Here is a 24,479-nt window from a genome sequence, read left to right as displayed (position 1 = left end):
AACAGCGCTGCAACGCTGATCTTCTTCTCGTTGGGTGTGGAGATCACCGGGAAGGTACGACCCGCCCGGTCATCCACAGGTTCTGATCATTCCTCCCGGACCGCGGGCTGCGCCGCAGGCCTCGGGAGTCGCATGTCCACAGGCTTGTGCACAAGACCGCGTTGTCCACAGGTTCACGGCGGCTCCGCGACGTCGAGCGGTGCAGCTCGGACACTCCGCCGATGCGCCGTCGGAGCAACGCCGATCGATACAAGACCCGCGATGTCCGGGGCAGGCCGCCGAGCGGATGTTTCCGAGCCGAGCCGCTCGCACGAGGCTGACGATGTCGAGCATCGCCAAGCGCTCCAACGGCACCTGGCGGGCCAGGTTCCGCGACGAGGACGGCAAGGAGCGCTCGCGCCACTTCCGCCGCCAGGCCGACGCGCAGCGTTGGCTGGACGAGGTCACCACTGCCGTCGTGACCGGCCAGTGCGTCGACCCGACGGCCGCCCAGACGACCCTGGCCGAGTTCTACGCCGCGTGGTCCGAGCGGCAGGTGTGGGCGCCCAACACCGCCCGCGCCGTCGACATTGCCATCAGGACGTGCACCTTCCGCGACCTGCCGTTGGGTCGGCTGCGCCGCAGTCACGTCGAGTCCTGGGTCGCCGGCATGCGCAAGCAGGGCCTGGCACCGGGCACCATCCGCACCCGCCGCAACAACGTGCGTTCAGTGCTGCGCGCCGCCGTCCTCGACCGGCACCTCGTCTTGGGTTCCGCAGCTGGGGGCGGCGAAAAGCACACGGATCCGGGCTCTGAGCAGCACGAACGTGCCGGGGTGTGGTGACGAGACGTGTCACCACACCTCCCAGCCATCTCCCAGACTGGGAAGGGTCAGGCTGAGGTTGCTGCCTCGTCGTCGCTCTCGTTGCTGTTGTCGTGGCCGGCGTCGCTGCTGGCCGCGGTGGTGGGGGTGTCCAGGCGCAGGATCTGCGAGGGCGGCTTCACCCCGAGCTCGTCCAGCACGGCCCGCGTCGCTGGGCGTAGGGCGGTGGACTGCACGAATACCCCCGCCGGTCCGGCGCATGTCACCGCCGCCAGGTCCTGCAGGTCCTCGCGCACGCCCGCCCACGCCCGGCCGGTCTTGGTCTCGATGATCCGGATCGCCAGCAGCGACAGCCAGCACAGCAGCACGTGCGCCCGGATGCGGTCCTCACGACGGTGGTAGACCGGGCGTAGTTCCAGGTGCGTCTTCAAGTCCCGCCAGCCGCGCTCCACGGCGATGAGCTGCTTGTAGCCCAGCGCGATCTCCTCCGCAGATAGGTGCGGGTCGCAGGTACGCAGCAGGTACTTCCCGTCCAGCTTCTCCTCAGCAGCGATCTTCGCCTTGTCGATGCGCAACAGCCCGCCGGGGGTACGCCGCAGGTACCGCTTGACCCCGGCCATCGTGGAGATCTTCCCCGCCAGCTCACCCCGCTTACCCACGCTGAGCTTGTCCGACCCCTCGATGAGCGCTTCGAGCTTGGCGACCATGTGCTCGCGGATGGTCGCGTCGCGGGCGGCTTGGTCGGGGTTGAAGCACACGATGAACCGTTCGTCCTCGCGGATCCCGGTGACCTCTTTGACCTGCAGGTTCTCGGCGACGACCTGGTAACGGCCCGGGCGTGACAGCGCCGTCTGCGCTTCGGTGGAGCCCGAGCGGATCTTCTCGCCCAGGATGTAGGTGTGACCGCCGCGGCGTAGGTCAGCGCGGTTGGCCGCAGATGTGAAGCCGCGGTCCCCGACCCACACGATCCGCGACAAGGTCCAGGCCTTCATGTCGGCCTTCGCCTGACGAATGAGGGCGGAGTCGGCGGTGTTCCCCGGCCAGGACCACACCCGCACCGGGATCCCCGCCCTGGTCACGGCCATCCCGATGACGATCTGGGGCAGGTCACCGCGGGAGTCCTTGGACTTGCCCCAGGTGCGAAACCCCGCACGTCGCCCACCCGCCGGCTCGTCGAGCTGCTCGTCGGTCTGCTCGTCGACCTGCCCGTCAGCGGTCGAGGTCGGCTCGGCGTCGGTGCTCGTGCTCGTGCTCGTGCTCGTGGCGACAGCCTCATCGACCTCGTCAGCATCCCCGGTGGCGGACCCCGCCAGGCCGGGTCCGTCGTCGGCGTCGGGCAGGGGCAGGCCGCGGTCATCACGCAGGACGGGTTCGTCGGCCTCGTCGAGTTCGAAGTAGGTGGAGGTGGTGTCGAAGAACAGCAGGTCCACCTCGAGGTCCAGCAGGGTGGCGGTGCCCCAAAACACGGCCTCTTCGACTTCGTCGGCATGGTCGATGAGGGCGTCCATCGCCCGGTAGCACTCATCGTCGCTGACCAGACCGGCGCCGTCAGCGCCGTCGGGGGTGCCAGCGGTGGGGCCGTCGGTCAGACCGGGGATCCAGGTACGCCGACCCAGCCACGCGGCCGTCGCCAGTTTGGAGGCGGGGTCGATCGCGCGGGCCGCGACCAGGGCGAACAGGATCCGTTCCAGGCGGGCGACCTGGGCGGGGGTGCGCCGGGTGCCGGCCAGGACGCGGGTGAGGGTGGCGGGCAGGCCGAGTTGGGTCCAGATGCCGTCCAGGGCCCAGGTGGCGCCCAGGGCCACCGAGCCGAGCAGCTCCAGCCCCGCAGCGTCAGAGCGGGAGTGTCCGCGAGCAGTCCCGTCACCGCCGCCGGCGTCGTGGGTGCCCAGTAGGGCGCCGGGCCCGGAGGAGTGCAGGTAGCGCTGCAGGGAGTCGATGAGGCGTTCGATGGCGGCGCGGTCGACGTCGTCTTCGCGGCCGAAGGAGTGCAGCACCTTCGTCTTGCCGGCCTTGGTGGCGGGGTCGTAGACGTTGTGGGCGAGTTGGACGTAGCGCACCGCGGTCCCGTCCTTGTTTCGGCGGGTGGAGGTGCGCACGAACACGTGCGCAGACGTTAGGGCCGTCGCCGCAGACAGTCAATGTGTGGATGGCACAGTCGTGTCACCATACGGCGCGGGGCCGGTGGATACCGTCGCGGCGTTGACCAGGGCCGATGCCCGCACGTGTCACCAGAAACGGGCCACAGCTGCGGAACGCGAGCTCGTGTCGGACCCGAGCGCCGGAGTGACCCTGCCGCGTGTGCGCCGCGCCGAGGCCGCCATGCGCCTCCCCGCCCCGCAGGAGGTGGCGGCCGTGCTCGCCGCCGCGGCCGAGCCCGAGACCCGCGTCATGGTCCTGCTGGCCGCGGGCGCCGGACTGCGCCTCGGGGAGCTCTGCGGCCTGCAGGTCGCCGACGTCGACTTCCTGCGCCGCACCGTCCGCGTGCGGCGCCAGCTCACGCGGGCGACCGGGAGAGCCCTCATCGAGAGCCCGCCGAAGTACGGCAGCGAGCGCGACGTGCCCGTGCCCGACGCCCTGCTCGAAGCCGTCGCGCGGTACGTCCAGGAACACCGTCCAGGCAACCACCCGACCCGCTGGCTGCTGACCGAGGGCGGGGGAGCGCCCCTGACCCAGAACATCGCCAGCGACCGCTGGCGCCGGGCCCGACGCGGAGCTGGCGTCACCGGCATGCGCCTGCACGACCTCCGGCACTACTTCGCCTCAGGGCTCATCGCGGCCGGCGTCGACGTCGTCGCCGTCCAGCGGGCGCTCGGTCACCGCAGCGCGAGCGTCACCCTCAACACCTACAGCCACCTCTGGCCCAGCGCGGAGGACCGCACACGGGCCGCGCTGGCGGGTCTGCTCGACGACCTCGCCAGCGCGGCTCCCCGCGCCGAAGATGTTGCGGACCAACTGCGGACTAGCCGCCCCTGATACCGCTCTGACCTGCAGTGATGCAGGTCAGCCAGACTTGCGGCGGAACTCCTGGCGGGCCGTGGCGCCGCCGCGGCCGTGGAGGTTCTTGCCGCCGGCCACCTCGTCGTGCGGGTGGTTGACGCCCTTCTTACGGTCCAGGGCCTCCTTGAAGCGCCGCTTCTGCGCCTCCGCCGGCGTCTCGGTGGCGGTCTCGCTCGCGGCCTCGGTAGCGCTGTCGGTCGGCTCGGGGGCTGTGGGTTCTGGCACGTCGTCCTCCTGGTGACGTCGGGGCTCGCAACCCATCCTCCCGCGCCCTGTGACGGGCGGTCACCGGGGTTTCTCGGCGGACCACCGCACAGCAGGAGCATCCGAGCACGCCTCGCTAGGGTGAGTCACCATGCGCATTGGAGTGCTTACCGGTGGCGGCGACTGCCCCGGCCTCAACGCTGTGATCCGTGCGGCCGTTCTCAAGGGCATTGACGCCTACGGCTTCGAGTTCATCGGCTTCCGTGACGGCTGGAAGGGGCCCATCGAGGGGCTCACCACGCCGCTCGACCGTTCCGTGGTGGAGCACATCCTGCCCATCGGCGGCACCATCCTCGGCTCCTCCCGCACCAACCCGGTGAAGATGGACGGCGGGATCGACGCGATCCGCGCCACGATGGAGCGCCTCGGCGTCGACGCGCTGCTGGCCATCGGCGGTGAAGACACCCTCGGTGTCGCCACTCACCTGCACTCGCTGGGCATCAAGGTGGTCGGCGCCCCGAAGACCATCGACAACGACCTTTCGGCCACGGACTACACGTTCGGCTTCGACACCGCCGTGCAGATCGCCGTCGACGCGTGCGACCGCCTGGCCACCACGGGCGCCAGCCACCACCGCGCGATGATCGTCGAGGTCATGGGTCGCCACGCAGGCTGGATCGCCCTGCACACGGGCATGGCCGCCTCGGCGCACGTCACGCTGCTGCCGGAGCAGGAGTACGACGTCGAGGAGGTCGCCGCGACCGTCGCGGCGGTTGCGGCGCGCGGTGAGGCCCCGCTCATCGTCATCTCCGAGGGCGCCATCGCCGCCGGCGGTGACCTTGTGCACACCGGAGCCGAGCTCGACGCGTTCGGCCACGTGCAGCTCAAGGGCGCTGGCCAGGCGCTGGAGAAGATCCTCAACGAGAAGCTGCCCGACCTGGCCACCCGCGTCACGGTGCTCGGCCACCTGCTGCGCGGCGGCACCCCCACCGCGTACGACCGGATCCTCGGCACCCGCTCCGGCCTCTCGGCCGTCACCGCCATCGCCGAGGGCAACTTCGGCACGATGGCCGCGCTGCGCGGTACCGAGGTGGTCCAGGTCCCGCTGGCCGAGGCCACCGGCGAGCTGAAGACGGTCGGCAAGGACCGCATCGACGAGCTGGCGCACGTCTCCGGTTGATGCCCCGGCGTGACCGCCGGGTCACGGGGAACCACGACGGACGACGACGGACGACGACGTCGACGGACAGCGACAACGACCAGCAGCGACGCACGACGACGGGCCGCTCCTACCGCCGACCAGGTGGTGGGGACGGCCCGTCTCCGTCGGCGCCGTACCCTGGACGGTTGTGAGCACCACGACGCAGCCCGGCGCCGTCCCGCCCGCTTCCGCGGGCTCCGCGAAGTCGACCCCCGCCGGCGTGGCCTACCGCTCCGCACTCGACGCGCTCGCGTCGCCCAACGGCGCCGTCGCCTACCTGCCCGAGGAGCTGCCCGCGGCGCAGCAGCCCGAGTGGGACGAGGCCGAGCTGGCCGCCGTCGTCGCCGAGCTCTCCACCCTTCCCCCGCTGGTCTTCGCCGGTGAGTGCGACCTGCTCACCGAGCGCCTCGCAGCCGCGGCCACGGGCCGAGCCTTCGTGCTGCAGGGCGGTGACTGCGCCGAGACCTTCGCCGACGCCACGGCCGACTCCATCCGCAAGCGGATGCGCACCATCCTGCAGATGGCGGTGGTGCTCACCTACGCCGCGAGCACCCCGGTCGTGAAGATCGGCCGCATGGCGGGGCAGTTCGCCAAGCCGCGTAGCAGCGGCTCGGAGACCCGCGACGGCGTGACGCTGCCGGCCTACCGGGGCGACGCCGTCAACGACTTCGCCTTCACCCCGGAGGCGCGCCGCAACGACCCGCAGCGCCTCATCAAGGCCTACCACCACTCCTCGGCCACGCTGAACCTCATCCGCGCGTTCACCACCGGTGGCGAGGCCGACCTGCGCCAGGTGCACACCTGGAACAAGGGCTTCGCGCGCAACGCTGCTAACGCTCGCTACGAGGCCACCGCTCGTGACATCGAGCGCGCCATCTCGTTCATGGAGGCGTGCGGCGCCTACAGCAACGAGGTGCTCGGCCGGGTCGAGTTCTACGCCTCCCACGAGGCGCTGCTGCTGCCCTACGAGCGCGCGCTGACCCGCACCGACTCGCGCACCGGCAAGCTGTACGACGTCTCCGCGCACTTCCTGTGGATCGGTGAGCGCACCCGCCAGCTGGACGGCGCCCACGTCGACCTGCTCTCCCGCGTGCGCAACCCGATCGGCGTGAAGCTCGGCCCGACCACGTCCAAGGACGAGGTGCTGGGCCTCATCGACAAGCTCGACCCGCAGCGCCGCGCCGGCCGCCTGACCTTCGTCACGCGTATGGGCGCGGGCAAGATTCGCGACAACCTGCCCCGCGTCGTCGAGGCCGTGGCCGAGTCCGGCGCGCAGGTGGTGTGGACGTGCGACCCCATGCACGGCAACACCATCACCAGCCCGTCCGGGTACAAGACGCGTCGTTTCGACGACGTCATCGACGAGGTCCGCGGCTTCTTCGAGGTGCACAACTCCCTGGGAACCATCCCCGGCGGCCTCCACGTGGAGCTCACCGGCGGTGACGTCACCGAGGTGCTCGGTGGCCACCAGGAGATCGAGGACGCCGACCTGTCGACGGCGTACGAGTCGCTGTGCGACCCGCGCCTGAACCACCAGCAGTCCCTCGAGATGGCGTTCCTCGTCGCCGAGATGCTGCAGGAGCGCTCCGTCTGATGAGCGGAGTTCGGGCTGATCTGCGGGTTGACCTCCGCTCGGACACGCTGACCCGGCCTACCGCGGCGATGCGCCGCGCGATGGCCGAGGCGGAGGTCGGCGACGACGTCTACGCCGAAGACCCCACCACCAACGCCCTCGAGGCGCGGGTGGCGGGGCTCCTTGGCCACGAGGCGGGGCTGTTCTTCCCCACCGGCTCGCTCGCCAACGTGCTCGGGGTCCGTCTGGTGGTGGCACCGGGGGAGGAGCTGCTCTGTGACGCTCTCGCCCACGTGGTGCGCGCCGAGCTGGGTGCCCACGCCGTCACCTCGGGGGTCACCACGCGCACGTGGCACGCCCCCCGGGGACTTCTCGACGACGACGCCGTCGACCGCGTGGTCGCGATGATGACGCCGGACGCCGGCCCGTACCTGGTCTCCACCGCCGCCGTGGCCGTGGAGGACACCCACAACTTCGGTGGCGGCACGGTGCAGCCGCTCGCTTCGCTGCACCGGCTCCACGCGGCGACGTCGTCCGCAGGGGTGGCGCTCCACCTCGACGGCGCACGCCTGTGGAACGCCGCCGTCGTCCAGGGCGCCGATCACCCCGGCGGCTGGCAGGGCGTCGTCCGGGAGATCGGCGGCCTGGTGGCCACCGCGTCGGTGTGCCTGTCCAAGGGCCTCGGGGCGCCGGTCGGCTCGGTGCTCGTGAGCTCTGCGGAGAACATCGCTAGGGCCCGCATCTGGCGCAAGCGGATGGGCGGTGGCATGCGCCAGACCGGCCTGCTCGCCGCCGCCGGTCTGCACGCGCTCGACCACCACGTCGAGCGCCTCGCCGACGACCACGCCCGCGCCCGCCGGATCGCCGAGGCAGCCGCCGCTGCCCGTCCGGGCTGCACCGACCCGGCCGCGGTGGAGACCAACATCGTGGTGCTCGACGTTGACGACGCCCGCGCGTTCGTGCTGGCCGCCGCCGAGCGAGGCGTGGCCCTGTCAGCGCTGGGGCCGAAGACGGTGCGCCTCGTGACCCACCTCGACGTCGACGACGAGGGCACCGACCTGGCCGTCGCCGTCCTGACGGAGCTGCTCAGCCCACGAACATCGTGACCCGGGAGCCCTTGTCGACCGTCGTTCCGGGGGCAGGATCCGTGTTGCCGACGCGGTCTCCCAGGAAGAACTGGGTCACGTCCACCTGAAGCCCCTGCCCCTGGAGGATCCCGCGGGCCTCGTCGCGGCTCTTGCCTCGGACGTCCTGGATCTGCACCTGCTCGGGCCCGTCGGAGACGACGATGTCGACCTTGTCTCCGCGGTGCAGGTCGCCGGTGGTCTTCTCGGGTGTGATCGAGATGACGGAGTCCTTGGGGATGTCGTCATCGTTCTGCCGCGGGGTGTTCCCCACGACGAGGCCCAGGTCGGTGAGGGTCTTCTGCACGTCGGCCAGGGGCTTGCCCGCCACGTCGGTCGGCACGGTGATCGGCTCGGGGCCCTGGGAGACGGTGAAGTCCACCTTCGTGCCCGCCTTGAGCGGCGGGACGGAGCCGGGCTTCCAGGGGATGACCTGCCCCTCGGGCACCGTGTCGGAGTAGCCCTTGCTGACGTTCCCGGTGTCGAGTCCGGCCTGGGTGAGTGCCTCGCGGGCGCCGTCCTCGGTCTTGCCCCTGAGGTCGGGCACCGGCCGGTACGCGGGACCGTTCGAGACGAAGATCGTGACGGTCGAGCCCTTGTCGACGCGCTGGTTGGCTTCTGGCTCGGTCTTGATGACCTCGCCCTGGGGCACCGTGTCGCTGTACTCGCTCGTGTCGATCCGCGCGACCAGTTGCCGCGCCTGGACCGTCTTCTCGGCTTCTGCGGCAGTGCTCCGCACCACCATCGGGACCGTCAGCTTGGCCAGCGGACCCACCGTGTAGGCCCACAGCGCGCCACCGCCGCCAGCCAGGAGCAGCACGACGACGGCGACGACGAGCACGAGGGCCAGGGGACGGCGCTGCCGCTGCCGGGGTTCCCGTACAGGTGCCTCGGGCTGCTCCTCGTCGAGGGCCAGGCCGAGCGGTCCCGAGCGTGAGGCTGCGGGGCGGGGGAGGGCGCGCGTCGCGCCGCGCTCCTGCTCGCGCAGCTCGGCGCGCGTGTGGGCGCGCGTCGCGCTGCGCTGCGCCGGGGGGGCCGGAGCAGCTGCGGGGGACGGGGGAGCGGTTGTTGCTGGCGTGGCGGCCATGGCTGCCGTGGCGTCGCGCAGCTCGTCGACGTCGAGCGCCACGACCCGCTCGTGGGCGCGGGTGCCGTCCGGGACCTCGCCGGAGACGGCCTGCGGCAGCAGCACGGGCGGAGCGTCGAGCACGGCGTCGGGCAGGCCGTCGCGCAGGTCGCGGACCAGCTCCAACATGACGCCGGCGTCGCGGGGGCGGCGGTCGGGTTCGCGGTCGGTGGCGCTGGCCACGAGCTCGTCGACCCCGAGCGGCAGGCCCGGGCGTGCCGCGGAGACGAGCGGGAGGTCCTGGCTGACGTGGCGGAACGCCACCTGGGCGGGGGCGCCGCCCGCGAACGGCGCGCGGCCGGTGAGCAGCTCGTAGAGGACGACGCCGGCGGCGTAGACGTCGGCGCGCTCGTCGGAGGTGCCGTCGAGCACGAGCTCCGGTGCGAGGTACCCGACGGTGCCGATGAGGGTGCTCGTGGCACCGCCCGTGGCGGTGGTGGCGGCGCGAGCCAGGCCGAAGTCGGCCACACGCAGGCGGCCGTCGTCGCCGACCAGCACGTTCTCGGGTTTGACGTCGCGGTGCACCAGCCCCGCAGCGTGGGCGGCGGCCAGCCCGTCGAGCACCTCTTCGATGAGGTCGAGGGCGTCACCCAGGGGCAGCGGCGCTGAGGCGGCCACAAGGTCGCGCAGGGTCCGACCGGGGATGTACTCCATCGCCAGGTAGACGGTGCTCTCGCTGGCGCCCTGGTCGTACACCGACACCACGCCGGGGTGGCTCAGGCGGGCCGCGGAGCGGGCCTCCCGCGTGAACCGCGCCACGAAGGACGCGTCCGCCGCGAGGTGGGGGTGCATGACCTTCAGGGCCACCGGGCGCTCCAGGCGCGTGTCCGTGGCGAGGTAGACCGTGGCCATGCCACCGCTGGCGATGCGGTCATGCACGAGATAGCGCGCATCGATGAGGCGCCCGACGAGGGGGTCCTTCACCGCGGTCGCCACAGTGGCGAGTCTACGGTCGCGTCTCCTGCCGGGTGGCTTCTCTGACCAAGCCGCTGCGATGGCAGGCTCTGCGCGTGGCTGACGTGTCCGAAGAGCTGGCGATCCTTGCTGAGCTGGTCCCCGACGACGGCTGGCTGACCGTCCCCGACATCGTCGAGAGGCTCGGCAGCGACGTGCCGAAGGTGCGACGCATGATCGACGAGCGGCTGCTGCTCGGCGTGCGTCGCGGCACCCCCAAGGTGCTGCAGATCCCGACGCTGCTCGTGGAGCCGGAGCCGATGGTTAGCCTGCCCGGAACGCTGACGGTGCTCTTCGACGCCGGCTTCAGCGACGCCGAGGCTCTGCGCTGGCTGTTCACCCCTGACGAGGCGCTCGGATGCGCTCCCGTGGAGGCGCTGCGGAACAACCGCATCGCCCCGGTGCGGCGGCGCGCGCAGGTGCTCGGGTACTGACCTCGTGCGGTAGCCGTGAGGCACTGAGGCTCACGGACGGACGGACGGTCGGTCGGGAAGCGCGGACGCGCGGTCGGACCGCCGTCTCCGTCCCGCGCCACGCTCGACGGGTGGACACCACAGCACGCCTCACCCAGAGTCCTGACGCAGCCGCTGCCCGACGTCCCGCTCCGCCGGCTCCTCCCGAGCCCTCGGGAGCCGTGAGCAGGGCCCTCCCCGCGCTCGTGGCCATGATGCTCACGAGCTTCTTGCTGGTCACCGCGGAGTTCGTCCCCAACGGGATGCTCACCGAGATGGCCGCCGGGTTGGGGGTCACCCCCGGTCAGGCCGGTCAGACCGTCACCGCGACGGCGCTGGTCGGGCTCCTCGTCGCCCCGACCGTCGGAATGTTGTTCCCTCGGCTCGACCGCAGGACCCTCTTCGTGGGGGTGGCCCTGGCCGCGGGCCTGTCCAACCTCCTCGTCGCGCTGGCGCCGAACCTCTGGCTCGTGCTCCTCGCACGCGTGCTGCTGGGCGCGTCGATCAGCGCCTTCTGGGCCATGTCGATCACCGTGGCGGCGCGCATCGCCGGACCTGAGCGGCTGGGCAGGTCGGTGATGTTCACGACCGCAGGGCTGTCGCTGGCCACCGTCGCCGGAGTGCCCCTCGGGGTGCTGCTCAGCGAGGCGCTCGACTGGCGCGCGACGTTCGTCGTCGTCGGCGTCGCCTCCCTGCTCCTCGCCGTGCCGCTGCGCCTCTTCCTGCCGACGGTTCCCGCCGCCCCGACCTCCGGCCTCGGGCTGCTCGCCGAGACCCTGCGCCGCCCCGGGGTGGCGCTCGCGATGACCGGGCACGTGCTCGTGGTGCTCGGGCACTTTGCCGCGTACACGTACGTGCGGCTCGCCCTGGAGCGCGTGCCCGGCGCGGACGCGGAGACGGTGGTGCTGCTGCTCGCCCTCTTCGGGGTGGGTGGGCTCGTCGGCAACGTCGTCATCGGGATGGTCATCGACAGGGCCTTCGGTGCCGTCTCGGTCGCCGTGCCCCTCGCGGTGGCGGCGTCGGTGACCACCGTCATCGCGGTGCCGGGATCGCTGGTCGCCGTCGGCACGGCGGTGACGGTGTGGGGGTTCGCCTTCGCGTCGTGGCTCATCGTCGTCAACGCGTGGATCGGGCGGCGCACGCCCGACCGCCTGGAGGCCGGCGGCAGCCTCATCGTGGTCGGGTTCCAGCTGGCCATCGTGCTGGCGGCCGGACTCGGCGGGCTGCTGGTCGACCAGGTGGGCGTCGTCGCGGACTACGCCATCGCGCTGGCCCTGCTGCTCGTCGGGACGGTGCTGTTCGGGCTGTCGAACCGGACGCCTGCCAGCTCGGCCTCGGCCCGCTGACGAGTCCGCCACTGTGAGGGCGGGGCGCCGGTGAACCTGCGGAACGCCCTGCTGAAGCCGTCCTCGGAGGCGTAGCCCAGCGACCGGGCCACCTCGAAGACCGGCGTCCCGCCCTCCAGCAGCCGCATCGCGCGGCGCATCCGCACCTCGGTGACGAAAGCCAACGGGGTGCGGCCGTATGCGGCGCGGAACTTCTCGGCGAACGCGCTGCGCGACAGCGCGGCCACCGCCGCGAGCTGGTCGACAGTCCAGTCGCGCGCAGGGTCACTGAGGACGGCGGCGGCAGCGCGCGCCAGGTGCGGGTCGCCGGTGGCCTGTCGGGGCCAGCCCTCGGGCGCGCAGCCCACCTGCGCCCAGGCCCGCACCAGCGACAACACCACGGTGGTGACCATCATCCGGCAGATGGTGCTGTCGCCCGGTCGAACTCCGCCGCCCGCGCCGCCGTCGTCGTCGTCCGAAGGCCCCAGGTTCGCTGCCAGTGCGGCGGCAGCGGGCTCGACCTCCGAGAAGCCGCTCACCCACGCGAACGGCGGCAGTTCCTGCACCCCCGCGGGCCAGTCCATCGAGATGTCCGCGACCACGAGCTGCGCGCCGTCAGGCGCGGCCAGCACGGCGGGGCTGCGGCCGTGCCCCCGCCCGTGACCCTGCGCGAGGAACGCGTCACCCGCGTGGAGCTCGGCGAACGGGGCGCTGGGCGTGGCGGTGGCCAGACCCGTGACGGCGTCGACCGCACACGAGCGCTGCCCCGTCACGTCGGCGGTGATGCCACCGCTGACGACGTAGCCCACCGACGTGGTGCCAGGAGTCAGCGGGAGCAGTCCGTCCGCGTGGAGCGCGGAGCGCCTCACGGTGCTGAGCTGCACCTCGAGGGAGGCGAGGACGTCGTGGAGCACCGTGGCGTCGACCGGCATGATCGCTGCAACTCCGCAGGCGCCGGATCGTGTTCCTGCTCTGCTCGGGTGCGGGTCAGCGGGTGGCGCCCGTGACCAGCCAGGCACCGCCGCGCTCGCGGGGCACCAGCGTCACCAGCCGCGCGGCCGTGTAGGCGCCCGCGAAGGCCACCCACAGCCACACCAGTCCGGTACGCCCCTGCGGGGCCCAGGCCAGCACGGCCAGCGCCAGTGGCGCGTAGACCGCCGCCGAGGCGATGCTCGCGCCGGCCAGGTAGCGGCCGTCACCAGCGCCGATGAGCACACCGTCGAGCACGAACACCCACCCGGCCAGCGGCAGGCAGCACGCCAGCACCACGGTCGCGGCGGCCAGCGCCTCGCGGACCTGCGGGTCGGGCGTGAACAGGGCGGCGATCGGGACGGCGAGGACGGCGAGCACGACGCCCATGACGACCCCCGCCCCCACGCCCCAGAGGACGAGGCGCCTCACCTGGGTCTTGGCGCCCTCGGCATCGTCGGCGCCCAGTGCCCGTCCGACCAAGGCCTGCGCGGCGATTGCGAGGGCGTCGAGGGCGAGCGCCGTCGTCGTCCAGAGCACCGTGGCCACCTGGTGCGCGGCGATGCCCGCGTCGCCCTGACGGGCGGCGACATACGTGGTGAGCAGCAGCGCCGCGCGCAGCGCCAGGGTGCGCACGAGCAGCGGCACGCCGTCGCGGGCGCTCTTGAGCACCCCGAGGCCGCGGGGCGCCAGGGCTGCCCAGGAGCCGGTCTCGCGGCGCACGCCCCGGGCGACGACGGCCGCGAGCCAGGCAGCCATGCCCAGCTGCGTCAGCGCCGTGCCGGCGGCCGAGCCCGCGATGCCGAGCCCCGCGCCGTAGACCAGCAGCAGGTTGAGCACGGTGTTGACCACGGCTCCGGACACGGCCACGACGAGCGGGGTGGTGGTGTCCTGCAAGCCCCGCAGCACGCCCGTGGCGGCGAGAACGACGAGCATGCCGGGCAGTCCGGGCAGGCTCCAGTGCAGGTAGGTGAGGGCGTACGGGCGGGCCGCCTCGGAGGCACCGAGCGCGTCGACGAGCGGTCCGCTGGCCGCGAAGGCCCCCAGTGTGACGATCACGCCCAGGCCGAGCGCCAGCCACATGCCGTCGACACCGCCCTGCAGCGCTGCCCGGAGGTCACCGGCGCCGACACGACGGGCCACCATGGCGGTGGTGCCGTAGGCCAGGAAGACGAACACCGACACCGCCGTGGCCAGCAGCGCCCCGGCCACGCCGAGCCCCGCTAGCGGCAAGACGCCGAGGCGGCCGACGATGGCGGAGTCGGCGAGGAGGAACAGGGGCTCGGCGAGTAGCGCGCCGAGCGCGGGGATGGCGAGCCGCAGGACCTCCCGGTCTTGCTCCCTCAGCGTGATCATGGATCTCCCGCTCACTTTCCTACCGTGATCATGGACTTCCGCCACCCTGCTCAGGTGGCGGACGCCCATGATCGAGCCTGTTGCGAAATGGCCATTTCGGGCCCTTCGGCACGTGAGGGCAACGCTCTGACCTGCGGTGATTCTCCGTGCAGGTCGCCTCAGGTCGCATTTCGCAACAGGCTCGATCACGGACGGTGGGGTGGCGGACGCCCATGATCACGGAGGGGGGAGAGAGCGCCAGCGGGTCATCTCGCGGCGAGCGGCGCGGGCGCGGGCCAGAGCGGGCAGCGCGACCGCCAGCCGCCGGGGGAGCGGCACCGACACGCGCTGAGCGAGCACCCGGTAGTCGGCGTCCTCGACGGCTCCGAGGATGCCGCCGTACAGCTCGAAGGCGCAGCGGATGGAGTCTCGGCTGGTGGGGTGCAGCAGGTCGATGCCCGGCTCTGCCTCGCGGTAGACCTTCCGGTTCTCCGCCACCTCGAAGCGCAGCAGCTCCTTCACGCGCCCGTCGAGCGGCGCGTCCGGTCCGGCGCGACGCCCGGCCTCCAACAGCTCGCGGGTGACGCCGAAGGCCACCAGGTGCTCGTCGGGCAGGTAGGTGCGGCCACGGTCGAGGTCTTCGCCGACGTCGCGGATGAAGTTGCTGACCTGGAACGCCTCGCCCAGCAGCTCCGCGCGATGCGCGGCCTCCGCCTCGGAGCCCGGTAGCGGCTGCAGCACGGGGAGCATCTGCAGGCCGATCACGTTGGCCGAGCCATACATGTAGACCTGCAGGTCGGCGTAGGTCGGATAGTGCGTGGTGGTGATGTCGGCGCGCATCGAGTCGAGGAACGCCGTCACCGTGCCCAGCGGCACGTCCCAACGCCGTACGGTGGCGAGCATCGCCCGGCCCACCGGCTCGGTGGGCTGCGCGCGGCCGTCGAGGCTGGCGAGGAACTCGTCCGACCAGGCGACGAGGGCGGCGGGGTCGGGGTCGGTGAGGGAATCGACGAACTCGTCGGCGTACCGCGCGAAGCCGTACAGCGCCCACACCCACGGCCGCTTGGCCGGGGGGAGCAGCGCGGTGGCCAGAAAGTACGTCTTGCCGTGCTCGGCGTGCAGGCGGCGGCACTCCAGCAGGTCCGCGCGTAGCTGCGGGTCGGTGATGCCCGCCGCGTCGAGGCTGGCGCTACCCGGCGGACGGGGGGAGGGGGTCACCGCCACGCGCGGGAGCGGTAGCCGGGGTCGCGGCCGGTGATGCGCTCCGCGGCCAGACGTCCCGAGACGAGCACCATCGGCACCCCGACGCCGGGTTGCGTGCCCGACCCGGTGAACACGACGTTCTCTCCCCAGAGGTTGCCCGGCCGGAACGGCCCGGTCTGCCCGAAGGTGTGCGAGGAGGCGAACGGGGCGCCGTCCGCCATGCCACGGCGCTCCCAGTCGAGTGGGGTGGTGATGTCCTCCACCTCGATGCCGTCGCCGAAGCCGGGGTAGCCGCGCCGCTCCAGGGTGGCGATGACGTGCTCGCGGTAGCGCGGGGCGACCTCGTTCCAGTCCAGCCCGTGCTTGGCGCCCGCGGACAGGCTCGGCGTGGGGAACAGCACGTAGTAGACGTGCCGCCCGTCGGGCGCGAGACCCGGGTCGCTGACGGTGGGGGTGGAGACCAGCACGCTCGGGTCGCTCATGAGCCGCCCGCCGGTGAGCTCGGCGAAGACCTCCTTCCACGCCCGCCCGAACAGGATCGTGTGGTGGGCGGTGTCGCGGTAGGACGCCTTGGACCCGGCGAGCATGAGGTAGCAGGACGGCGAGTACACCAGCGGGCGCAGCCGCCGGTGCTTGACGCCGAGAAGGTCGCGGTAGGCGACGGGCAGGTCGGGATTGAGGACGACGGCGTCCGCCGGGATCCGCTCGCCGTCCGCCGTGATGACCGCGCTCGCCCGGCCGCCGGAGTGCTCGACCCTCTCCACCGACGTGGAGAAGCGGAACTCCACCCCGTGCGCCGCAGCGGCCGCGGCCATCGCCGACGGCACCGCGCTCATGCCGCCGCGAGCGGCGAAGACCCCGGCGACGGAGTCCATGTAGGCGATGACGGCGTAGATGGCGAGCGCGTCGTACGGCGACAGGCCCGCGTAGAGAGCCTGGAAGGAGTAGACGCGCTGCAGCCGCTCGTCGCGCAGGTACTGCGCCACCACCGGCGCCAGCTTGGAGAAACCCTTGCGGCGCAGCAGCGTCAGCAGGTCGGGGCGGACCAGGTCGAGCGGGGTGTCGATGTTCCTGTCGATGAACGTGCGCATCTCCGCGCGGTACAGCTGGGAGACGAACTCCACGAAGCGGCGGTAGCCGGCGGCCTCGTCGGCGCCGCAGACGCGGCGCACCTCCTCGGCCATGGCCTCGGGGTCGGCGTGGACGTCGATCGAGGAGCCGTCGGCGAACCGCGCCCGGTACAGCGGGCTGACCGGCTCCAGCGTCAGCCAGTCGGACATGTCCTCGCCGAGCGCGTCGAAGCAGTCGGCGATGAGGTCCGGCATGGTCAGCACGGTCGGGCCGGTGTCGAACCGGTAGTCACCGGCGCCGTCGGGAGCAGGCGCGATGATGCGGCCTGCGCGCCCACCCGGGTGCGCCTCCCGCTCCACCACGGTGACCTTGCGACCCGCGCCGGCCAGCCGCATCGCGGCGGACAGACCCGCGAGCCCGGCGCCGACGACGACGACGTGGTCGGTCGGCCCCATCACGCCGCGCTGGCGGCCGGGGATCACGGCGTCGGCGGCGCGGCGCAGGGCGACCCCGGGGGAGGTGCTGAGCAGGGGGGACGACAGCGACGAGAGCACGGTCACGGGGTGCCTCCTGGCCTGGGGCTGGACGCGGGGATATCGGGGAGCAGGGCGCTGGTGGCGAACGAGGTGCTGGCGGCGGGGGTCACGCGGCGCGCGAGGTGGCGGCGACGACGAGGGCCTCCAGTGCCTCCCGCGCCTCCGGCGTCACGGGAGCCTGCGCGAGGGCCTCCCGGGCGCGGCGGGCGCCGTCGTCGATGAGGTCCTCCACACGGGCGAGAGCGCCGGTCTCCACCATGAGGCGACGCAGCGCGGCCACACCGTCGGTGTCGAGATGGGGATCTCCGAGGTGGCGGTGCAGCAGGTCGGCCTGGGCCGCGCTGGCGCCCCCCAGGGCGTACGCGACAAGCACCGTGCGCTTGCCCTCGCGCAGGTCGTCACCGGCCGGCTTGCCGGTCTGCGCCGGGTCTCCGAAGACACCGAGCACGTCGTCGCGGAGCTGGAACGCCTCCCCGAGGGCCAGGCCGTAGGCGCTGTAGGCCTCGACCAGCTCCTTCGGGGCGCCCCCGAGGGCCGCACCCACCAGCAGGGGGTGTTCCACGGAGTACTTGGCGCTCTTGAAGCAGATGACCCGCCGCGCGCGCTCGAGCAGCGCGTCGGCTTCGGAGCGGCGCAGGGCGGTCTCGTCGGCGTCGTCGGTGTGGGCGTCATCGCTGTCGCGACGCGGTGCCGGGGCGGTAACCCCACCGGATCCGCCGCTGGACCCACTTCCTCCGGTGCCTCCCGCGCCGTGCATCGCCGAGGCTGCGATCCGCCGCAGCGGCGCTGCCTGCGCGAGCATGTCGAGGTACTGCCCGCCCATGAGCTGGGTGCGCATCCTGTCGAAGACGAGCTCCGCGGTCCGCCGGCGCTCCGGCGCCAGGTCTGCACCGCGGAACACCTCGTCGGACCACGCCAGGCACAGGTCACCGGTGAGGATCGCTCCTGCGTCACCGAAGCGGTCCGCGTCGCCGTCCCAGCGGCGCTCACCGTGGATCGCGGCGAAATAACGATGCGTGGCAGGCATCCCGCGACGGGTGTCGGAGGCGTCCATGACATCGTCGTGGATGAGCGCGGCCGCCTGGAACAGCTCCAGCGCCGTCGCCACCCTGACCACGGCGTCTCCCGCGGCGCGGTCCGTGGGATCCCCACCGGCTCCGCGCCACCCCCACCAGCAGAACGCCGGGCGCAGACGCTTGCCGCCCGCGACGAGACGCGCGACGCCGGCGACGAGGGCGTCGCAGTCAGGGCTGACCTCAGCCAGGACCGCCGCCTGGGCTGCCAGCACGGCGTCCAGCTCGGTCTGGACGCGCGCCCGCAGGCCATCGGCATCCAAAACATGGGCGGGACTCACGCGGAGGAGCCTATGCGTCGATCGTCGCAGCGCCCGTTGAGCGACCCAGGTGAGGGACAGGCCCCACCGCCGTAAGGTCGCCGCCGTGGCCGGCCCAGGGTGGAGGGTGACCCGCGAGGAGCACGTGAGGCGGTGGTCCGCCGCGCACGGCGGCACCTCCGCGTCACCGCTCGTGAGGTGGTGGCTGGACGGCGTCCGCTCGGTCGCCTCGCCCCTAGCCGCCGCCGGTGTGCGTCCCTCCGCGATCACCGTGGCCGGGCTGCTGCTCGCCGTCGTCGCCGTCGTCCCCGCCTGGTTGCAGGCGCACGCACCCGAGGGCGCCCGGTGGGCGCTCGCGGTGCCCCTGCTGCTGGGGCTCGCTGCGGTCGCGGACGGGCTGGACGGCGCCGTCGCCGTTCTGAGCGGTACGGCCTCGCGCGGGGGAGCGGTGCTCGACGCGGTCTGCGACCGCCTGGCCGACGCCGCGGCCCTCGCCGTCCTATGGATTCTGGGAGCACCGGCGCTGCCGGTACTGGTGGCGGTCGCTGCGGGTCAGCTCCACGAGTACACCCGTGCTCGGGCGCAGGGTGAGGGGCTGGTGGGGCCAGGGGTGGTCACCGTGTCCGAGCGCCCCACGCGGGTGCTCGTGGCGGCCATGTTCGCGCTGGGCTGCGGGGTGTACCCGCAGGCGGCGGCCGCTTGGGCCACGGCTGGGGCGTGGGTGGCCGCCGCGGCGGCGCTGGTGGGGCTGCTGCAGCTGCTCGTCGTCCTGAGGCGGCGTCTGTCAGCCCTCGACTGACGCCGTGGAGGGCTCTCCCGTTCTCTCCAGCGGCTGGGCAGCAGAAGGGCTGGTCAGGGCCGCCACCACCAGCTCGGGCACGAGTTCCGCGGAGACCGGCGGTGAGAAGTGGTAGCCCTGGCCGGTGTCGCAGCCCTGGATCTGCAGGGCGGTGCGCTGGTGCTCGTGCTCGATGCCCTCGGCGACGGTCGCCAGGCCGAGCGTGGTGGCCATGCTGACGATGGCGTCGACCAGCGACAGGTCACCGTTGTCGGAGAGGCGATCGACGAAGCTCTTGTCGATCTTGAGAATGTCCACGGGGAGGCGGTGCAGGTAGCTCAGGGAGGAGTAGCCGGTGCCGAAGTCGTCGATGGCCAACCGGACGCCCATCGCGCGCAGGGCGTTGAGGGTGCTGAGCGCTGCCTCGTGGTGGTTGACCAGCACGCCCTCGGTGATCTCCAGCACGAGGGAGGTGGCCGGCAGCCCGGTCTCCTGGAGGACCTGCGTCACCAAGGAGAGCAGGCCCGGGTCCTCCAGCTGCTGGGCGGACAGGTTCACGGAGACGCGCAGGTTCTCGGCTCCCGGCACGGTGGAGCGCCACCCGGCCACCTGCTGACAGGCCTCCCGCAGGACGTACTCGCCGATGGCGCCGATGAGCCCGGTGCTCTCCGCCAGCGGGATGAAGTCCACCGGCCCGATCAGGCCGCGCTCGGGGTGGTGCCAGCGCACGAGCGCTTCCACGCCGTTGACGCTGCCGGTACCAATGTCGACCAGGGGCTGGTAGACGACGCGGAACTGGTGCTGTTCGACGGCACGGCGCAGGTCGGCCTCGAGCTTCACCCGCGCCTCGAGCGCCTCGAGCATGAGCGGCGAGTAGATGGCGTACGTGCCCTTGCCGGCGGCCTTGGCCCCGTACATGGCGGTGTCGGCGGCCCGCATGAGCTCTTCGGCGCTGCGCCCCGCCGTCCGGCTGCTGGCCAGTCCCACGCTGGTGCCGACGCGCACCTCCGCACCTCGGACGTCGAAGGGACGGCGCAGCACGTCGCACAGGCGCTGCGCGAGGTCCTTCGCCTCCTCGAGCTCGATCCCCTCGTCGAGGAGCACGGCGAACTCGTCGCCACCGAGGCGCGCGACGGTGTCTCCCGCCCGCAGGGCCGCGACGAGACGCTGGGCCACGGCGACGAGCAGCTCGTCGCCGGCGTCGTGACCGAGAGTGTCGTTGACGGCTTTGAAGCCGTCCAGGTCGAGGTACATGACCTTCACGGGCCCGCGCGAGGCGCGGCTGCGCAGGGCCTGCTCGAGGCGGTCGCGGAACAGCGCCCGGTTGGGAAGGCCCGTGAGGGAGTCGCTGAAGGCCTGCCGGCTCAGCTCCCGCTCGAGGCGCAGCGCGTCGCTGACGTCACGGGCGTTGATGACCATGCCCCTGACGTCGGGGTCGTGGAGAAGATTGGTGACGACGGCGTCGACGTCGACCCGGTGGCCGTCCGCGTGGCGCAGCGCCAACCGCACCTCGAGGTGCTCGGTACCCGTCACGACCATGGACCTCAGGACGTCGACACTGCTGGCAGCCCCGTCCTCGTCGTGCAGGTGATCGGCGGCCGGGCGCCCGAACGTCGACCCTGGGTCGACACCGAGGAGGCGTGCCGCCCCAGGGTTGGCGTAGTCCAGGCGCTCCTCGGCGTCGACGACGATGACGAGGTCGGAGCCGTGGGCGACCAGCGCGGCGAAGCGGCGGTGGCTGTCAGCCAGGGCTCGCGTGCGCTGCTCGACCTTGCGTTCGAGGTGGCGCTGCAGGCGCGTGGTGCGGCGCAGCTCGAGCAGCGTCCGGCACACCACGAAGAAGAGCACCGAGGTGCTGAGCCAGAAGCTCACCGGGTCGCTCGTGCCGCCTGAGCGCACGAGGCCGAAGACGGTGGCGGTCACCGTGACGATGGCTGCCGCAGCCGTTTGCACAGCGTCTCCGGAGAGCCCACGGGAGTCCGGAGGAAGCTGAGGCCGACCGCGCTGGAGCCAAGCGCCGACCAGCACGAGCGCCCACCCGAGCCCCCACAGCGCCCCGGACATGGCGTCTGTGCCCTGACCGTCGACGAAGTAGCTCCTCGCGGAGCTGATGTCGCCGAGGCACACCACTCCCAGGCCAGCGGCTGCGAGCCGCACGCCTCGCTCGCGTTCGGGGCTGCGCAGGAGTGCGTGAAAGCCGGTCAGGGGAACGTCGATGGCCAGCACGATGATGACGACGACGAGCCACCCCGCCAGCCCTGATGGACCATCGCCCCAGACGGGAGCGAGCACGAAGGTCCAGAGTGCGGTGAGGCCTGCCAGTACCAGCAGGAGGATGTCGAGGACGTCGCGGACGACGCTCCCGCGGGTCTGGTAGGGGCCGGTGAGCATGGCGATCCCGCTGATCGCCAGCGTTGGCCACGCCAGGATCGTCCCGAGGACGACGAGCCCGAGCACCGTCGAGGTGACGCCGCCGGCCGGGTCTCCGACCGCGGGGAGCTGGGACGTGGTGGTGGCGAGTCCCCAGGCGAGCGATGCGGGGGCGATGAACGTCCAGAAGCGGCGCTGCGGACCCGAGCGGGTTCGAGACAGCCGCGCGGTGATGACCGCCGCCACGGCGGCGAGGACGACCGGCACTCCGACGAGGAGCAGTGAGGTGCTCATCGGGCCACCTCCTGCTCGACGTGCTCGACGTCTCCAACGTGCTCGAGGTGTCCAGCGCCGCGGCTGCTGGCCGTGTGCAGGGCTGCCGTGATGACGCCGGGCATGTCTGCGGCCTCCACGGGCGGGGAGAAGTGGTAGCCCTGGCCGATGTCGCAGCCCTGTGCGGCCAGCGCGGACCGCTGGTGCTCGTGCTCGATGCCTTCGGCCACGGTGGCCAGGCCGAGGGTGGTGGCCATGCTGAGGATGGCGTCGACCAGGGAGAGGTCGCCGTTGTCGGAGAGTCGGTCCACGAAGCTTTTGTCGATCTTGAGGATGTCGACGGGGAGGCGGTGCAGGTAGCTCAGGGAGGAGTAGCCGGTGCCGAAGTCGTCGATAGCCAGGCGGATCCCGAGCCCGCGCAGCGCGTTGAGCGTGGTCAGGGCTGCTTCGTGCTGGTCCACGAGCACGCCCTCGGTGACCTCGAGCACGAGCGAGGTGGCGGGCAGCCCCGTCTCCTCCAGGGTGCGCGTGACCAGGCCGACCAGATCGGGGTCGTCGAGCTGAGGGGCGGACAGGTTGACGGAAACGCGCATGTTCTCGGCGCCGGGCACCTCGGACCGCCATGCGGCGACCTGCCGGCAGGCCTCGCGCAGGACGTACTCGCCGATGGCGCCGATGAGCCCGGTGCTCTCCGCCAGCGGAATGAACGTGACCGGGGAGATGACCCCGCGCTCGGGGTGGTGCCAGCGTACGAGCGCCTCCACGCCGTTGACGCCACCCGTCCCCATGTCCACCAGGGGCTGGTAGACGACGCGGAACTGATGCTGTTCAACGGCGCGGCGCAGGTCGGTCTCCAGCCGCACCCGCTCGAGCAGCTGCTCGTGCATGCGCGGGTGGTAGGTCGCGTACCCGCCCTGCCGCTGGCTCTTGGCCTGGTACATGGCCAGGTCCGCGCTGCGCAGCAGCCGCTGGACGTCCCGGCCCGTGGTGTCGGTGCTGGCCAGCCCCACGCTGGTGGCCACGTTCACCTCGACGCCCCGAACGATGAACGGTCGGCGTACGGCGTCGCACAGGCGCTGCGCGAGGCGCTCCGGCTCGCGCTCACCGGTCGCCTCGTCGAGCAGCACGGCGAACTCGTCGCCACCGAGACGAGCGACGGTGTCGCCCTCGCGGACCGTGGCACGCAACCGTTCGGCCACGGCGACGAGCAGCTCGTCACCCGCCCCGTGGCCCAGCGTGTCATTGACCTCCTTGAAGCCGTCCAGGTCCAGGTAGCAGACCTCGACGGGCCCGCGTGTGCCGCGGCTGCGCAGGGCGTGCTCGACGCGATCACGGAACAGCGCGCGGTTGGGCAGTCCCGTGAGGGCATCGCTGAATGCCTGGTGGCTCAGCTCCTCCTCCAGACGCACCGCCTCGCTGACGTCGTGGGAGTTGATGACGACGCCGGCGATGGCGGGGTCGTCGGTGAGACCCGTGACGCAGACGTCCAGCACCACCTGTCGCCCCGTCGCGTGGGGGGCCGTCATCCGGAACCGCCGCCGTGAGCCGGGGGCCCCGAGCGCCGAGACCACCGCGTCGAGCAGCGTGCGGTCTCCCTCGCTCGTCACCAGAGCATCCATGCTCTTTCCCACGAGGTGGCACGGATCGATCCCGAAGACGCGCAACGCAGCCGGGCTGACGTAGGTGATGACGCCGTCGGCCCCTACGACCGTCATCACGTCCGAGCCGTGGATGACGAGAGACGCGAAGCGGCGCTCGGTGCTGGCCAGGTCGCGGGTGCGCGCGGCCACGCGCTGCTCCAGGCCCCGCATGAGCAGGTCACCGTCGCGGGCGAGCAGCAGCGCCCGCACCAGCAGCAGGACGAGCACCATCAGGTGCAGCCACGCGTCCACCGGGCCCGCTCTCCCGGCGAGCGCTGCCGGCAGGGACGTGGCGAGGGCGAGGAGGGCGGCGAAGCAGGGCAGCGCGCCGCTGCTCAGGAGCGACCTGCCGTCGTCGTCCTTCGTCGTCGCCGCCCGACCGCTCGCTGCACCGGCGAGGAGCAGGACGGAGGCGAGCACCGACGACCAGGCGATGGCGTCGCTCGATGCCGAGGGGTCGTGGATCACCAGTGCCGCTGACCCGGCGTCTCCGGCGACGAGGCTGACCACGCCCAGGCACACCATGCCCAGTCCCGGGTGACGCCGGCGCATGCGCAGCGCCGTGTGCACGGTCACGGCCACGGCGAACAGCTCGGCGACGATCACCACCCCGACCATCGACGTCAGGCGCCCGCCGGTGGCCGCGGCGACGTCTTCCGGCGCCCCGAAGAGGGCGTACCAGGTGAGACCGCAGGCTGCCGCGGTGATGAGCGCGCTGTCGAGGGCGTCGCGGACCACTCCTCCGGGTGTGTTCGCGATGGTGAGAAGCAGGCCAAAGGCCACGGTGCCCGCGAGCGTGCAGACGGCGGTGAGCGAGATGCTCAGCGCCGAAGCGCCGCCCCGGCGGACCAGCTCGCCCGTCCAGCCCTGCCAGTCGATCATCACGCTGTTGAGGCACCAGGCGAGCACGCCGACAGCGAGCAGCGCCCACACCCACCGCTGACGACCCGTGTGCTGCCGCGCGCGCCAGAGCGCCGCCACCACGCCGATGAGGACGACGACGGGGCAGCCCACCGTGATGACCTCGTCGGCGAGCGGGGTGCCGAGCGTCATCCACCACGCGACGGTCCACCCTGCGAGGAGAGTCGCTGCCGCGACTACTCCGTGACGGGAGCCGGCAAGCCGGCGCGGCGGGCGGTTCTCCACGACCACCCATCGAAGATCGGCTGAGCGATCTTGAGTGCGCAGGGGGACCGTCCCTCGTCTGGGG

The 24,479-nt window shown here is 72.3% G+C and carries 18 protein-coding genes; 8 read left to right on the top strand and 10 right to left on the bottom strand.

Going from position 1 to position 24,479, the window contains the following annotated elements; translation table 11 throughout:
* Positions 1-322 precede the first annotated feature (322 nt).
* Positions 323-823, top strand: coding sequence for a hypothetical protein (locus tag BXY45_RS10550; protein ID WP_109774387.1), 501 nt, complete (start codon positions 323-325; stop codon positions 821-823).
* Between the two features lie 47 nt (positions 824-870).
* Here BXY45_RS10550 and BXY45_RS10545 read toward each other — a convergent pair whose 3' ends face one another.
* Positions 871-2,907 carry an IS1634 family transposase gene (locus tag BXY45_RS10545; RefSeq protein ID WP_211319441.1) on the bottom strand — a complete coding sequence of 679 codons (2,037 nt, stop codon included), beginning with the start codon at positions 2,905-2,907 and terminating at the stop codon, positions 871-873.
* 160 nt (positions 2,908-3,067) lie between these two features.
* Here BXY45_RS10545 and BXY45_RS10540 point away from each other — a divergent pair, with 160 nt between their 5' ends.
* The gene (locus tag BXY45_RS10540; protein WP_109774385.1) at positions 3,068-3,778 is read left to right on the top strand and encodes a site-specific integrase; all 711 of its coding nucleotides are present in this window, start codon (positions 3,068-3,070) and stop codon (positions 3,776-3,778) included.
* 27 nt (positions 3,779-3,805) lie between these two features.
* Here the strand turns inward: BXY45_RS10540 and BXY45_RS10535 are convergent, their stop codons facing one another.
* Entirely contained in the window at positions 3,806-4,027 is a 222-nt protein-coding gene (locus BXY45_RS10535) for a DUF5302 domain-containing protein (protein ID WP_109774383.1), read from the bottom strand.
* A 130-nt stretch (positions 4,028-4,157) separates the two neighbouring features.
* On the opposite strand from BXY45_RS10535, the gene BXY45_RS10530 reads away from it, so the two are divergent.
* From BXY45_RS10530 to BXY45_RS10520, 3 genes are all read left to right on the top strand, one after another.
* The gene (locus tag BXY45_RS10530) at positions 4,158-5,186 is read left to right on the top strand and encodes an ATP-dependent 6-phosphofructokinase (protein WP_109774381.1); all 1,029 of its coding nucleotides are present in this window, start codon (positions 4,158-4,160) and stop codon (positions 5,184-5,186) included.
* A gap of 169 nt (positions 5,187-5,355) precedes the next feature.
* On the top strand, positions 5,356-6,801 hold the full coding sequence (locus BXY45_RS10525) for a class II 3-deoxy-7-phosphoheptulonate synthase (RefSeq protein WP_245961745.1): 1,446 nt from the start codon (positions 5,356-5,358) through the stop codon (positions 6,799-6,801).
* Positions 6,801-7,886, top strand: a complete 1,086-nt coding sequence (locus BXY45_RS10520; RefSeq protein ID WP_172601938.1) for a threonine aldolase family protein — start codon at positions 6,801-6,803, stop codon at positions 7,884-7,886. The genes BXY45_RS10525 and BXY45_RS10520 overlap by 1 nt, the downstream gene beginning before the upstream one ends.
* Here the strand turns inward: BXY45_RS10520 and pknB are convergent.
* On the bottom strand, positions 7,867-9,966 hold the full coding sequence (gene pknB / locus BXY45_RS10515; protein ID WP_109774379.1) for a Stk1 family PASTA domain-containing Ser/Thr kinase: 2,100 nt from the start codon (positions 9,964-9,966) through the stop codon (positions 7,867-7,869). The two genes, BXY45_RS10520 and pknB, sit on opposite strands and share 20 nt — an antisense overlap.
* A gap of 74 nt (positions 9,967-10,040) precedes the next feature.
* Here pknB and BXY45_RS10510 point away from each other — a divergent pair, with 74 nt between their 5' ends.
* Together BXY45_RS10510 and BXY45_RS10505 are read left to right on the top strand one after the other, a co-directional pair.
* Positions 10,041-10,418, top strand: a complete 378-nt coding sequence (locus tag BXY45_RS10510; RefSeq protein WP_211319440.1) for an Rv2175c family DNA-binding protein — start codon at positions 10,041-10,043, stop codon at positions 10,416-10,418.
* A 110-nt stretch (positions 10,419-10,528) separates the two neighbouring features.
* Entirely contained in the window at positions 10,529-11,782 is a 1,254-nt protein-coding gene (locus BXY45_RS10505; protein WP_211319439.1) for an MFS transporter, read from the top strand.
* Here the strand turns inward: BXY45_RS10505 and BXY45_RS10500 are convergent.
* The 5 genes from BXY45_RS10500 to BXY45_RS23240 all read right to left on the bottom strand — a co-directional run bounded on the left by BXY45_RS10500 (position 11,692) and on the right by BXY45_RS23240 (position 18,229).
* Complete coding sequence (locus BXY45_RS10500) at positions 11,692-12,693, bottom strand: helix-turn-helix transcriptional regulator (RefSeq protein WP_109774375.1); 1,002 nt, start codon at positions 12,691-12,693, stop codon at positions 11,692-11,694. The genes BXY45_RS10505 and BXY45_RS10500 overlap by 91 nt on opposite strands.
* Positions 12,694-12,748: 55 nt before the next feature.
* Positions 12,749-14,086 (bottom strand): MATE family efflux transporter, encoded by a 1,338-nt coding sequence (locus BXY45_RS10495; protein ID WP_109774374.1) that lies wholly within the window; start codon positions 14,084-14,086, stop codon positions 12,749-12,751.
* A 216-nt stretch (positions 14,087-14,302) separates the two neighbouring features.
* On the bottom strand, positions 14,303-15,289 hold the full coding sequence (locus tag BXY45_RS10490; RefSeq protein ID WP_211319438.1) for a phytoene/squalene synthase family protein: 987 nt from the start codon (positions 15,287-15,289) through the stop codon (positions 14,303-14,305).
* On the bottom strand, positions 15,280-16,794 hold the full coding sequence (crtI, locus tag BXY45_RS10485; RefSeq protein ID WP_109774432.1) for a phytoene desaturase family protein: 1,515 nt from the start codon (positions 16,792-16,794) through the stop codon (positions 15,280-15,282). The genes BXY45_RS10490 and crtI overlap by 10 nt, the downstream gene beginning before the upstream one ends.
* 187 nt (positions 16,795-16,981) lie before the next feature.
* Complete coding sequence (locus BXY45_RS23240; protein WP_170131442.1) at positions 16,982-18,229, bottom strand: polyprenyl synthetase family protein; 1,248 nt, start codon at positions 18,227-18,229, stop codon at positions 16,982-16,984.
* A 106-nt stretch (positions 18,230-18,335) separates the two neighbouring features.
* On the opposite strand from BXY45_RS23240, the gene BXY45_RS10475 reads away from it, so the two are divergent.
* Positions 18,336-19,007: a CDP-alcohol phosphatidyltransferase family protein gene (locus tag BXY45_RS10475; RefSeq protein WP_170131441.1), complete on the top strand. Its 672-nt coding sequence runs from the start codon at positions 18,336-18,338 to the stop codon at positions 19,005-19,007.
* Here BXY45_RS10475 and BXY45_RS10470 read toward each other — a convergent pair.
* Both BXY45_RS10470 and BXY45_RS10465 read right to left on the bottom strand, forming a co-directional pair.
* Complete coding sequence (locus tag BXY45_RS10470) at positions 18,993-21,650, bottom strand: putative bifunctional diguanylate cyclase/phosphodiesterase (protein ID WP_109774370.1); 2,658 nt, start codon at positions 21,648-21,650, stop codon at positions 18,993-18,995. The two genes, BXY45_RS10475 and BXY45_RS10470, sit on opposite strands and share 15 nt — an antisense overlap.
* Complete coding sequence (locus BXY45_RS10465; RefSeq protein WP_146211157.1) at positions 21,647-24,421, bottom strand: putative bifunctional diguanylate cyclase/phosphodiesterase; 2,775 nt, start codon at positions 24,419-24,421, stop codon at positions 21,647-21,649. Before BXY45_RS10465 ends, BXY45_RS10470 begins: the two co-directional genes overlap by 4 nt.
* Positions 24,422-24,479: the final 58 nt, after the last annotated feature.

It is taken from the genome of Quadrisphaera granulorum, assembly GCF_003149145.1.
Taxonomy (GTDB): Bacteria; Actinomycetota; Actinomycetes; order Actinomycetales; family Quadrisphaeraceae; genus Quadrisphaera; species Quadrisphaera granulorum.
The sequence above is the reverse complement of the archived record's forward strand: the minus strand, read 5'-3'. Positions and strand labels throughout refer to the sequence as shown.

Coding starts and splice junctions, on each gene's coding strand:
- BXY45_RS10550 (WP_109774387.1), top strand. CDS start 323: ATGTCGAGCATCGCCAAGCGCTCCAACGGCACCTGGCGGGCCAGGTTC.
- BXY45_RS10530 (WP_109774381.1), top strand. CDS start 4,158: ATGCGCATTGGAGTGCTTACCGGTGGCGGCGACTGCCCCGGCCTCAAC.
- BXY45_RS10520 (WP_172601938.1), top strand. CDS start 6,801: ATGAGCGGAGTTCGGGCTGATCTGCGGGTTGACCTCCGCTCGGACACG.
- BXY45_RS10500 (WP_109774375.1), bottom strand. CDS start 12,693: ATGCCGGTCGACGCCACGGTGCTCCACGACGTCCTCGCCTCCCTCGAG.
- BXY45_RS10495 (WP_109774374.1), bottom strand. CDS start 14,086: ATGATCACGCTGAGGGAGCAAGACCGGGAGGTCCTGCGGCTCGCCATC.
- crtI (WP_109774432.1), bottom strand. CDS start 16,794: ATGGGGCCGACCGACCACGTCGTCGTCGTCGGCGCCGGGCTCGCGGGT.
- BXY45_RS10470 (WP_109774370.1), bottom strand. CDS start 21,650: ATGAGCACCTCACTGCTCCTCGTCGGAGTGCCGGTCGTCCTCGCCGCC.